This window comes from Paenibacillus sp. N119s (assembly GCF_059447605.1).
Window position 1 is genome coordinate 1 of record NZ_JCAJRU010000169.1, and the last position, 11,502, is coordinate 11,502.

The following is an 11,502-nucleotide window of genomic DNA, read 5'->3' on the forward strand; positions in this document are numbered from 1 at the left end:
ATTTGCCACCGATGACTGCGAGAGTCAATTCTTTATCACAATTAATCAGCTTCAAATCAATCCGGTCTTTTACAGTTGTGATGTTCATCGACCTCCTGTCCGTAGTTATTCCAAGTATACTATGTATGACGACAGTTTCGCAAAAGGAGATACATCCATTTTGGAAACTAAGCATACGTTTGGATACGGATCGATTGAAATCACAATCTGATGATGTGCGCCAGGCTGGAAGATTCCAGAAATCTACGATGGTTAAGCAGAAATAACAATGGTGTTAAAGGACTCGGGCTCCAGCTCCAAACGGTGTGTTGTTTCTCCGGCAGACAGATTCAGCACGCGAGATTCCTTGAACGGGTTAGCGATGACGAGAACTCTTTGCCCGTCTGTATTTTGAAAGGCAACCGCATTTCCAGCCCAGGAACCTCGAATTCCAATGCGTCTGGCCCCAGGTAATACAAAATGAGAAAAGTGCTTCATCACGTAATATTCCGGATTCAAAAGAGATTTTCGATCCGCTGGATCAACGGTGATCATCGAATTTTGCTCCCAGCCCCATGTGCTCTTGCCTTTCGGCTCCAGAATCATATTCCAGTAAATATAAGCGTTCACCCCATTGGTGAAGTAGTGCTGATACAGGTTATACACATATTTGGCGTAGTCCCAAGAGTTTTCTCCGTTCCCGCATTCATTTTCGGTTTGCATGTAACGAAGCTCAGGATAGCTGGCCACGGTGCGCTGAATGGCATTTTTGCCTGCCCACTGGTAGCCTACCCCCTTAATATATTTGTAGGCCTCAGGGTCACTCAACACGGTGTGGGCATATTCATCGAATCCGGTCGACGTCTTTTTCGTTAATTCCTCCCACGGATCAGGGGCGTTAATGGTACCCAGCCAAATTTCCGTATCCAATCCGTGCTCCTCAAAAGCAGGACCCAAATAGTCGCGAATAAATTCACGCAGCTGCTCCCCGGTCCATACACAGGAAGGAAATTTTTGATCGGCAATGACTTCATTTTGAACATGAATCTGATGAATGGTAATACCTGCCTCGCGGTATGCCTGAACAAATTTGACAAAGTATAATGCATACGCTTTCGAAATATCCTTTTCCCAGCGCAGCGTTCCGTAATTGTAGGCTTTGGGTGATTTCATCCATGTCGGTGGGCTCCAGGGTGAGGCGAACAACTTCAAGTCCGGATTGAGCTGTAACGCTTCACGGATAAAAGGTAGGAGATATTGCTGATCGCGCTCAATGGAAAAGTGCTTCATCTCCATGTCGCCATCCGTTTCATTGTGACTGTACCATTCCAGCGCGTAGTCACTCGCTCCAATAGGAAGACGGCATATTGTGAATTTGTGCTCGCCCTCCGGGTGAAAGAGAGCATGAAGCACCTGAGCTCGTTTTTCGCTGTCCAAATGATTCAGGGCCACATAACCCAATTCATTAAAACAGCCGCCAAAGCCTTCTACAAGCTGGTATGTTTCTCCCGTAAGGGTTAGGTTGGCACTCTCCTGGGTTTCGGTCAAATGATGGGCTAGGGATTGCCAAGCATCAGCTTGGGAAGTGGAAAACCACTGAATGGTTGGATTGCTCATATGTTACCCTCCTGTTCAGGCTTTTTGTTTCTCTACATATTATAGGGTAGGATCATAGGGGAAGAGATGGTCTGAACCAAGACAAATTTGCCCTAATCCAAGGTGAAATTTGCGGATGAGAAGTTTTTGTAGATTAAGAAGTGTTAAGAACACATAAAGTACACATCTCTTTGATAAGCTATGGTCCTAGAATGACCGAAAGAGGGAAGTCGATTGAATAAAAGAGTTCTTCTCGTGGAGGATGAAATACGTATTCGTGAAGTCATTGCGGATTATTTTAAACAAAATAATTGGGAAGTCTATGAAGCAGGTAATGGAAAAGATGCGCTCCTCTGGTTTGAATCGGTTGAGCCGGACCTGATCATACTCGATATTATGATGCCTGAGCTGGATGGTTGGGAAGTATGCCGTCAGGTACGCAGCCGTTCAGGGGTGCCGATTATTTTGCTAACGGCCAAATCCGGGGATGATGATAAAATATTGGGCTTTGAGCTGGGGGCAGATGACTACGTGACCAAGCCTTTCAGCCCCAAGGTGCTGATTGCCCGCGCGAACGCCCTGATGAAACGGGTGGAGGGACATGTACAGCCGGAGTCGCATATTTTGCGGTTCGGCAACGCTATGCTCAACACGATGGCTCATCGGCTTGAGGTGGAGCAGGCAGAAGTTGAGCTGACGCCAAAGGAGTATGAGTTGCTGCGGCTGCTTATACATAATAAAGGCATTGTTGTTTCACGGGATGCCATACTGAACCGGGTATGGGGGATCGATTTTGAAGGGGATACACGAGTTGTTGATACGCATATCAAAAAGCTGAGAAGTAAGCTGGGACGTGAATCACGCCATATCCGCACGGTGTTTGGCACAGGCTACAGGTTTGAGGAGGAAGAATGAACAAACGGGGAGTTACCTTTAAGTTGTTCATTATGACGGTTGTATTTTTCCTGTGTTTTTACGGCATGGTGATTTTAAGTCAGTTGCTGTTTTTTGAAAATTTTTATCAGCAGCAGAAGATTGGGCGTGTGGAAAGCCGCTTGCAAAGCTTCGCTCAAAGTTATGTTCAGGAGGCCTGGGGATCGGGCAGGGTTTCGCGTGAGGCAGCTCGTTTTATGCTTCAAAATAAAAACCAGTTGGCGATTGTAACGCTGGACGGCAAGGTAAAGCTGGATGATGCGTTTCATATCAATCTCAGAAAAGCTGATGGTAAAATCGTTAAAATATCGCTGTCCTTGTTTATGAATGAGTACGGAGATGAGCTGAGAGCTGCCCGGATTCAGCCTGGTGATCAAGTCACTGTGGAGGGTGATGTGCTGGGAACCGATGGCATCTCTTCTGCCAATTTTATTTATCCAACAGGCATACAGAAGCTTGGTTTCAAAAAAATAGGATCGACCTCGGAAGAGACAGGCACAGATGACGGTGTAAGGTTGTCCGGTACGGTGACAGAGATTGTACTGCCGGATCTGAAAACCTGGAGTCAGCGACAAGGTTTACTGTTTAGTGCGCTGGAGGAATGGTTTCCTTTATCCCAGGATCATCTGAGGAGGCTTAAAAATTTTGAGGTGTTGGAGGAAGAGTGGACGGAACCTTGGACAGGGGTACGCAATGCAGTTATCGTCCATCCTGTTCGTCAGAGCACAGGCGAGATTGATCTCCTGTTCACTGTGACATCGTTGCAGGAAATCAGTGAGACGAATGAGGCTTTACGCTGGTTTTATCTGTACCTGGGGATCGGCGGATTTGCACTCATTTTGATTTTGTCCCTGTTCTATTCCCGAATGGTAACCCGTCCGCTCATTACTTTGAATAATACCGCCAAGCGGATGGCCAAGCTCGATTTTACAGCCCATACACCAATTCGGCAAAATGATGAGCTGGGCAGTCTGTCCTACAGCATGTATACCCTGTCCCAGAACCTGGACACAGCTTTACGCGAGCTTCAGGAGGCTAATCAGCAATTGGTCGAGGACATGGAACAGAAGCAGCGGATGGAGGCTGTGCAACAAGACTTTTTTGCCAATGCTTCTCATGAACTGAAAACCCCGCTAAGTATCATCAAAGGATTTGCGGAAGGACTACAAGATGGGGTTAGCGCCGGGAAGCAGGATCATTATATGAAAGTCATTGTTGAGGAAGCGGACAAAATGGAGCGATTGGTCAAGGATATGCTGGACCTAGCCAAATTGGAATCCGGAACCCTTAAGCTTCGCAAGGCGACCTTTATCTTGAGTGAGCTAGTGGAGGAGGTCGTGGATAAGCTCTTCCACCTGTTGAAGGAGAAGAAGCTGGAAGTGGTCATTATTCCTGCCAATGAGCTGCCGATTCATGCCGATATAGCATGGATGGAACAGGTGATTATCAACTTTGTTGTCAACGCCATACGGCATGCCGAGGAAGGAAGCTCCATCACGATTCGTATTGAAGGTTCTGGGGAAGTCAATACGTTTTCCATTGAAAATAAGGGCGAGACCATCCCGGACGATCAGCTAGAGCTGATCTGGAATCGTTTCTACCGGGCTGAGTTGTCTCGTAGCCGCCAGACAGGTGGGACAGGACTCGGGCTGTCGATTGTTAAACGGATTCTGGATTTACATGAATTCCGCTATAAGGCGGAGAATACCAAGGACGGCGTCCGTTTTGTCGTTATATTCGGAGGCTAAGTTATGGCAAAGGAGTTAACGAAATGAAATGGAATTGGTTGCCCTCGCTTTGCACGCTTGCAAATCTGGGGGCCGGGGTCCTATCCCTGTATTTTACGATTCATGAGCAATATATGACCGCCTTTACCCTCGTAGTGGTGGCTGCCTTATGGGATGTACTGGATGGTTTGCTGGCCAGGCTGCTGCATTGCTCCAGTGATTTTGGCAAGCAGCTTGATTCGCTGGCGGATGTGGTCTCATTTGGAGTTGCTCCTGCCTTTCTAATCTTGCTGTACAGGCTCGGTGATACTCATTGGATAGGTCCGTTTGTAGCTGTGTTGTTTGTGATATGCGGTGCGGTGAGGTTGGCGAGATTCAACCTGATGGCTTTTAGCAAAGGTTTTGTGGGTATGCCCATAACGGCTGCGGGTGTGATTTTGTCCCTTGTGTTTTTATGGAGTGAGCATTTGAAGCCGGAGTTGTTGCTGGCACTCATGGTAGTGCTGTCATTCCTGATGGTTAGCCGTATTCCCTTCCCGTCCTTCAAAAAATAATCGGTCAGGAGGTGGCGTTCCTATGGAATGGGCCATCAGCATGATTACACAATACGGATATATCGCTATTTTTGCACTTCTTGCCCTTGGAATTATTGGGCTGCCTGTTCCTGATGAAATTATTATGGTGTTTGTCGGCTATCTATCCTCTATCATGGTACTGAATTATTCCGTATCTATATTAGTGAGTTTCATTGGAGCAATGACCGGGATGATGATCAGTTACACGCTAGGCAAAAAGCTGGGGCAGCCGCTCGTAGATAAGCACGGCAAGTGGGTAGGACTGACACCGAAGCGGTTTGCACGGGTAAAGGGCTGGTTTGCGCGTTTCGGATTGTGGACCATTTTGTTCGGTTACTTTATTCCAGGAGTCAGACATGCAACCAGCTATTTGTCAGGGCTGAGTGCGATGCCTGTCCGAAAATATATGCTGGTGGCCAGCGCCGGTTCTCTCGTATGGACGCTGATCTTTATCTCCATTGGTTACATTGCCGGGGCGAATATAAACTTTCAGTAAGGTAGCCGCAAAAGTAATGTAGCATTTTTCACGTATTGCACCGATAATATATAAAAGAACCTGTACAACCAGTGAGGGGATCTGTATTGAATGTATTAATGAAGTATATTAAAAAGTTACCTGGTTTTTTGCAAATGATCTTGAATATCTCGCTGTTTTTAGTCGGATTGGTTCTAAGCTTCTTACTTCTAAAAGAAACATGGTCCATATTTTCATATGTGTTCTTGTATACAGAAGCCGACAAAAATTACTATGAATTCACGGAAGAGCTGCTTGTATTTTTCTTGTATTTTGAATTCATTGCATTAATCGTTAAGTACTTTAAAACCAATTTTCATTTTCCATTACGTTATTTCATCTATATTGGGATTACAGCCGTCATCAGGCTCATTATTGTGGACCATGATGATGCTCAAAATACATTCTGGTGGTCCATTGCTATCCTAGTCATGGTAGGTTCTCTATTGATTGCTAACAGTAAATTGTTAAAGAGAGAAAGTTAATGCCGGGGAAGATTGCAAGGGTGACAGTCAAGTAGGAGAGAGGGAATAAACACGAATGGTAAGAAACTGGATGAATCATGCAGGCGTCAGGCGGGGAGCTGTCCTTGCGATAATCGTTTTACTGCTCTTCATGTTAAGAAGCATGATGAATATTATTTTGTTAACACTGCTGCTTACGATCCTGATTGGCAGTATATATAACGGTGTGAACAAGCTGATCAAGCGGTTCGCCAACGTGCCGCCTATGATCGTGCTGCTGCTGGTATATGGGTTGCTGATCTTGATTATCGTGTGGGGAGTATACCGAATGGTGCCGCTAATCAGCGTACAGGTCAAGCAGGTATATCTGATGATTCAGCAGGCGTATATGTATCCTGACCGTAACCAATGGAATGAAACGATTATTGAATTTATGGACACGCTCAATGTTCAGCGGCTATTTGAGCCTGGCTGGAATGCGGTAATGAAAATCAGCCAGCTGGGAACACAACTGCTGGTATCGATTATTTTGAGCTTGTTCTTCCTGATGGAAAAGTCCTATATTACACGCTTTACAGCTACGTTTACGGATAGTAAGCTGGGTTGGTTCTTCAAGGAAGTGGGTCATTTTGGGCGCATGTTTCTGGGTACATTCGGGAAGGTGCTGGAAGCTCAACTGTTGATTTCACTCATCAACTGTATATTGACGACAACAGCTCTCTGGATTATGGGTTTCCCCAATCTGCTCGGCCTCGCGCTCATTATATTCCTGTTGGGATTGGTGCCCGTGGCGGGTGTGTTCATTTCCCTGATCCCGCTCGGTCTGATTGCGTTTAGCGTCGGGGGAATCAATTATGTGATTTATTTGGTTATTCTGATCGTGGTGATTCATGCGATCGAAGCCTATTTCCTGAACCCGAAGCTGATGTCATCCAAAACCAATTTACCGATCTTCTTCACCTTTGTTGTATTGATTTTCTCTGAGCACCTGATTGGGGTGTGGGGGTTGATTGTAGGTATCCCGTTGTTTGTTTTCTTCCTTGACCTGATCGGGGTACAACGCAAACAAGAGAAGGATACCTAATATAGTACTACACGATGCGAATATAATATTGATTATGGATGCTTGATCACAAATGCCTGCGAAGCCGCAGGCATTTTTTTGATTTTCCTGGCGTTGACTGTAGTACACTGAGTATCAAGATTAGATCAAGTTAAAAGAAACGAGATGATATGTATGGAACAGAAGATTAAGATATTGGCTATATCGGGGAGTCTTCGTCAAAAGTCTTCCAATACCGCACTTATGAAGGCTACTATTGGACTGGCTTCTGAAAATATAACATTCACGGTATATGACGGTTTGGGGAACCTGCCCCATTTTAATCCTGACTTGGATGTAGAGGAGGGACCAGCTTCCGTAAGAGAACTTCGGGAGCAATTGAAACAAGCTGATGGAGTGCTGATCTGTACGCCCGAATATGGGAATGGTGTGCCAGGTGCTTTGAAAAATGCCTTGGATTGGCTCGTATCTTCAGGTGAATTTGTAAATAAGCCCACAGCAGTCATTAGCGCCTCACCGTCCCCTATGGGTGGCAACCTGGCTCATGCTTCGCTGCTGCTCACATTGCAAATGATCAACGCAGAGATTGTGGAAAATGGAAAGGTCATTATTCCACATATCACATTAAAGCTGAATCAAGAAGGCATCATTACAAACGCTGAAACCAGACAGGAGCTGGAAGCATTACTTCTGGGTCTTGAGCAAGCATGCAGAGGACAGGTATAGGAAAATCCAGAGTATATCCCTTCATCATAGAAGGATATACTCTTTTTTCGGATGGCCACCTACTTCGTATTCAACGGCAGGTGTTCATCAGTTTTCTAAATGTTAGTTGTGTCTAACAAACTCTCATAAACCTTTAATCGGTAGATTTTTCTGCATATCGCGTTGCATGGAAGACATCATCTCCGGCCTTAAGGAATCCATCGTTTTTAGCATATGAGCTTCCATTTCTGCATGAATAGCAAAGTCCACCTAGCACTTTTTCAGCTATAAGATAAAATCATTTCGGCCACGGCCTTTTTGATACCCGCAGCATTGCGGGTAAATGTACCTAAAAGCGATACTCATATCGCTACTTCGGAAGCATAAGCTCTAATAAGACGCCGTCAGGCGCTTCTTCTTATTGCAGACCCAAGCATTAATGCGGCGCAAGAGCAAGATAATAGCGCATATCCTTATTCTCACAAGTTATTTTAAGATAAAAAGAACGGGTATCTAATTATAGGGAGATGAGGGAACGGAAATGATTAATGTAACGAAACTACTTACTGGTATGAAGGGAGAAGGCGATGACCTTCGTTATACCATTAAGCCGGGACACAAACCGCATGGCGTTTCCGCCGGCAGAGGGCCTGTCGTCGTATGGAATTCGACACGGGCTTGCAACTTAACCTGTAAACATTGTTATGCGAATGCCTGTCCTGCCCATGATCCCGATGAAATGTCGACGGAGGAAGCTAAGGGGTTTATTGATAATCTGGCCGCCTTCCAGGTGCCGGTACTGCTTTTTTCCGGTGGAGAGCCTCTGATCCGCAAAGATATTTATGAGCTGATTTCTTATGCGTCAAGCAAAGGACTTCGGCCGGTAGTATCGACCAATGGCACATTGATTACCATGGACAGAGCGAAGATGCTAAAAGAAGCAGGGGTTAAATATGTCGGTGTAAGCCTGGATGGGCTGGAAGAGCGCCATGATGAATTTCGCGGGCGAAAAGGAGCCTTTAAGCAGGCGCTCCAGGGTATCCGAAACTGCTTGGCCATCGGTCAGAAGGTAGGGGTCCGGTTCACGATCAGCAGACATACATATGAAGACTTGGATGGAGTCCTTGATTTGATCGAGCGGGAAAATATTCCTCGGGCCTGCTTCTACCATCTCGTCTATTCCGGCCGCGGGAGCACTCTGCAGCAAGAGGATGTTACCCATGAACAATCCCGGCATGCTCTTGACCGGATTATGGCTAAAGCGATGGACCTGCATGGCAAAGGCCAACAGGTGGAATTGCTCACCGTTGATAATCATGCGGATGGCGTTTACTTATACCAGCGGATGATGGAGCACGACCCGGAGCGCGCGGCAGAACTGCTTGGCTTGCTTCAGAGAAACGGCGGCAACCGTTCTGGAATAGCCATCGGCTGCGTGGATTGGCACGGCAACGTCTATCCCGATCAGTTCACGAGAGATATCGAAATCGGCAATATCCGCAAGCAGAAATTCAGCGAGATTTGGCGTGATGCCGCTCATCCGCTAATGGTCGGCCTGCGCGACCGTAAATCGCTGCTAAAGGGACGCTGTAGAGAATGCAATTGGCTGGATATCTGTAACGGGAATTTCCGGGCCCGGGCTTCGGTAAGCGGTGATTTCTGGGCGGAGGACCCATCCTGTTATTTAAGTGACCGTGAAATTGGAATCGTATAACACTGGAAAGGAAGGCTGAATACGCATGCTCGTTTCCTGGAATGTGACCAAGAAATGCAATTTATACTGCGAACACTGCTATCGCGACTCGGGGCCGACATCGTCTGTAGAAGACCAGCTAACCACGGAGGAAGGCATCCGGCTCATTGATCAGATCAAGCAGGCCGGATTCAAGCTTCTCATATTCAGCGGTGGCGAGCCCTTGATCCGTGAAGATCTCTGCGAATTGATCGCGTATGCCTCGTCGATCGGCCTTCGTCCCGCACTTGGCAGCAACGGCACGCTTCTGACCGCCGCCAAAGCTGCGGAGCTGAAAAAAGCGGGTCTGGGGGGCATTGCGATCAGCATAGACAGCGCTACGCCTGAGTATCACAACCGGTTCAGGAATGCGCCGGAAGGCTGGCAGCAAGCATTGGAGGGCATCCGTTATGCCCAGGAAGCCGGGCTGAGAGTGCAGATTAACATGACGCTGACTGAGGGCAATATGGATGATTTCGTACAGGTTGCCCAGCTTGCCGAGGAGCTTCATGTATCCTCTCTGCACCCGTTCTTTCTCGTCCCGACCGGACGGGCCGTCCATATCGAAGAAGACGGGCTGAAGCGGGAACGGTATTACTCGGTTCTGCGCAGTGTTCTGTCCAAACAGAAATCAACATCCCTTGAAATCAAACCGACATGCGCTCCCCAGTTCATGCCGCTTGCCAAGAGCATGGGGCTGGAAATGCGGTACACGCGCGGTTGTCTGGCCGGGATCTCCTATTGTTCGGTGCTGCCGAGTGGCGAGGTGCATATTTGTCCGTACCTGCCGGTCAAGGTGGGGAATGTTCGCGAGCAGCCTTTTGATGAAATATGGCGGGACAATCCGGTGTTTCGGGATTTAAGGGACTTCAAGAAATATGAAGGAGAATGCGGCTCCTGTCCCGATGTGGGCATTTGTGGCGGCTGCCGGGCGAGATCGTACTATTACAGCGGCGGCAATTTCATGGCCGAAGAGCCGTGGTGTTACAAAAGATCGGCAGCGCTGTAAGCTGGGGAGGTGGGAATAGTGGACCTGGATTCGAACGACCGGAAGCTACTGAATCGGCTGCAAATCGGGCTTCCTCTGGTCAGACGCCCTTGGAATGCCATTGCGGAGGAACTGGAATTGTGCCAGGAAGATGTGCTTCCAAGGCTTGAAAGGCTGAAGAAAGAGGGATTTATCCGGCGGATCGGCGGGGTGTTTAATCCGGCGGGACTGGGATTTAGAGGTTGTCTGTATGCGATGGCAGTCAGGGAGGAGCTTTTTTACCAGACCGCTGCTGTCGTCAACAGGTATAGAGGCGTAACCCATAACTACCGCCGGCGCAGCAGGCTCAATATGTGGTTCACGCTGACTTCCCGGACCGAGGAAGAACGGGGGGCTATTATTGAAACGATTCGTGAAGCGGCGGGCGGACCGCTGCTATATGAGTTTCCCTCCGAGCAATTATTCAAACTAAAAGTCTTCTTGAATATGGAAGAAAAGGCTGATGCATCAGCCATTACACCCAGCCCGAACTTGAATGGAGTCGCAACTTCCAAACAGGAACCGTGCAAACTAGAAATAACGGATTTGCAGCTGATCCGCGAACTGCAGGGAGATCTTCCGTTGTCAACTGAACCGTATACCGAGATTGCCAATAACACAGGTTGCAGCTTGGAAGAGGTGTTTCTGCGCTTGCAGGCGCTGCAGGCAGGAGGAGCACTCAAACGAATCGGAGCCGTTCTAAAGCATAGGGAAGCGGGATTTTCAGCCAATGGCCTATTCATCTGCGTACTTCCTGAGGAGCATATACCTGAGGCAGGAAAAAGGCTGGCTGGTTATTCGGAAGTCAGCCACTGCTACAAGCGCCAGGCGCACCCCGATTGGCCGTATAATTTATACGCCATGATTCATGGACCCGATGAGGCGTCTGTTTGGAAAGTTGCGGAGCAATTTGTTCGGCGGGAAGACATCAAGGATTACGATATTCTGTTCAGCACGGAAGAATTGAAGAAAACGAGCTTTTCGATCTAAAGCGCTTCTTATATTCACACGGATGCCGTCTCTTCAAGGACAGCGTCCGTTTTTCGTGTTGACAGGTTAACGCTCTTTGACTATATTGATTTATTCGTAATGCTTACAATTTTACACAGACCGGAAGTACCGAGCGTGCAGTCTGAAAGCATCGGCAAAGGCGCCGCTAACCTTAATTGGTCGACGGGGCCCTTTTT

Annotated in this window: 11 protein-coding genes and 1 pseudogene; 10 read left to right on the forward strand and 2 right to left on the reverse strand. The window is 47.5% G+C overall.

Annotation, left to right across the window (positions count from 1 at the left end; all coding sequences use genetic code 11):
- Positions 1-88 (reverse strand): annotated as a pseudogene (locus AC5V8P_RS17880) (winged helix-turn-helix transcriptional regulator); the annotation flags it as partial.
- 164 nt (positions 89-252) lie between these two features.
- Positions 253-1,596: a glycoside hydrolase family 30 protein gene (locus tag AC5V8P_RS17885; RefSeq protein ID WP_064796623.1), complete on the reverse strand. Its 1,344-nt coding sequence runs from the start codon at positions 1,594-1,596 to the stop codon at positions 253-255.
- Between the two features lie 213 nt (positions 1,597-1,809).
- Between AC5V8P_RS17885 and AC5V8P_RS17890 the strand changes: the two genes are divergently transcribed.
- The 10 genes from AC5V8P_RS17890 (at position 1,810) to ahbB (ending at position 11,305) form a co-directional block, all read left to right on the forward strand.
- Complete coding sequence (locus AC5V8P_RS17890) at positions 1,810-2,490, forward strand: response regulator transcription factor (protein WP_063211392.1); 681 nt, start codon at positions 1,810-1,812, stop codon at positions 2,488-2,490.
- Positions 2,487-4,256 (forward strand): sensor histidine kinase, encoded by a 1,770-nt coding sequence (locus AC5V8P_RS17895; protein ID WP_063211394.1) that lies wholly within the window; start codon positions 2,487-2,489, stop codon positions 4,254-4,256. The genes AC5V8P_RS17890 and AC5V8P_RS17895 overlap by 4 nt, the downstream gene beginning before the upstream one ends.
- A 23-nt stretch (positions 4,257-4,279) precedes the next feature.
- On the forward strand, positions 4,280-4,789 hold the full coding sequence (gene pssA / locus AC5V8P_RS17900; protein WP_063211396.1) for a CDP-diacylglycerol--serine O-phosphatidyltransferase: 510 nt from the start codon (positions 4,280-4,282) through the stop codon (positions 4,787-4,789).
- A gap of 22 nt (positions 4,790-4,811) precedes the next feature.
- On the forward strand, positions 4,812-5,306 hold the full coding sequence (locus AC5V8P_RS17905; protein WP_063211398.1) for a DedA family protein: 495 nt from the start codon (positions 4,812-4,814) through the stop codon (positions 5,304-5,306).
- An 86-nt stretch (positions 5,307-5,392) separates the two neighbouring features.
- Positions 5,393-5,809, forward strand: a complete 417-nt coding sequence (gene psiE, locus AC5V8P_RS17910; protein WP_081276789.1) for a phosphate-starvation-inducible protein PsiE — start codon at positions 5,393-5,395, stop codon at positions 5,807-5,809.
- A 55-nt stretch (positions 5,810-5,864) separates the two neighbouring features.
- Positions 5,865-6,872 carry an AI-2E family transporter gene (locus AC5V8P_RS17915; protein ID WP_063211400.1) on the forward strand — a complete coding sequence of 336 codons (1,008 nt, stop codon included), beginning with the start codon at positions 5,865-5,867 and terminating at the stop codon, positions 6,870-6,872.
- Positions 6,873-7,016: 144 nt separating this feature from the next.
- Positions 7,017-7,577: an NADPH-dependent FMN reductase gene (locus AC5V8P_RS17920; RefSeq protein WP_064796622.1), complete on the forward strand. Its 561-nt coding sequence runs from the start codon at positions 7,017-7,019 to the stop codon at positions 7,575-7,577.
- A gap of 520 nt (positions 7,578-8,097) precedes the next feature.
- Positions 8,098-9,270, forward strand: coding sequence for a radical SAM/SPASM domain-containing protein (locus AC5V8P_RS17925; RefSeq protein ID WP_064796621.1), 1,173 nt, complete (start codon positions 8,098-8,100; stop codon positions 9,268-9,270).
- 25 nt (positions 9,271-9,295) lie between these two features.
- A complete protein-coding gene (locus AC5V8P_RS17930; RefSeq protein ID WP_064796620.1) occupies positions 9,296-10,297 on the forward strand; it encodes a radical SAM/SPASM domain-containing protein in 1,002 nt (333 codons plus the stop codon).
- A gap of 18 nt (positions 10,298-10,315) precedes the next feature.
- Positions 10,316-11,305, forward strand: a complete 990-nt coding sequence (gene ahbB / locus AC5V8P_RS17935; RefSeq protein WP_064796619.1) for a siroheme decarboxylase subunit beta — start codon at positions 10,316-10,318, stop codon at positions 11,303-11,305.
- Positions 11,306-11,502: the final 197 nt, after the last annotated feature.

Coding starts and splice junctions, on each gene's coding strand:
- AC5V8P_RS17885 (WP_064796623.1), bottom strand. CDS start 1,596: ATGAGCAATCCAACCATTCAGTGGTTTTCCACTTCCCAAGCTGATGCT.
- AC5V8P_RS17895 (WP_063211394.1), top strand. CDS start 2,487: ATGAACAAACGGGGAGTTACCTTTAAGTTGTTCATTATGACGGTTGTA.
- pssA (WP_063211396.1), top strand. CDS start 4,280: ATGAAATGGAATTGGTTGCCCTCGCTTTGCACGCTTGCAAATCTGGGG.
- AC5V8P_RS17905 (WP_063211398.1), top strand. CDS start 4,812: ATGGAATGGGCCATCAGCATGATTACACAATACGGATATATCGCTATT.
- AC5V8P_RS17915 (WP_063211400.1), top strand. CDS start 5,865: ATGGTAAGAAACTGGATGAATCATGCAGGCGTCAGGCGGGGAGCTGTC.
- AC5V8P_RS17920 (WP_064796622.1), top strand. CDS start 7,017: ATGATATGTATGGAACAGAAGATTAAGATATTGGCTATATCGGGGAGT.
- AC5V8P_RS17925 (WP_064796621.1), top strand. CDS start 8,098: ATGATTAATGTAACGAAACTACTTACTGGTATGAAGGGAGAAGGCGAT.
- AC5V8P_RS17930 (WP_064796620.1), top strand. CDS start 9,296: ATGCTCGTTTCCTGGAATGTGACCAAGAAATGCAATTTATACTGCGAA.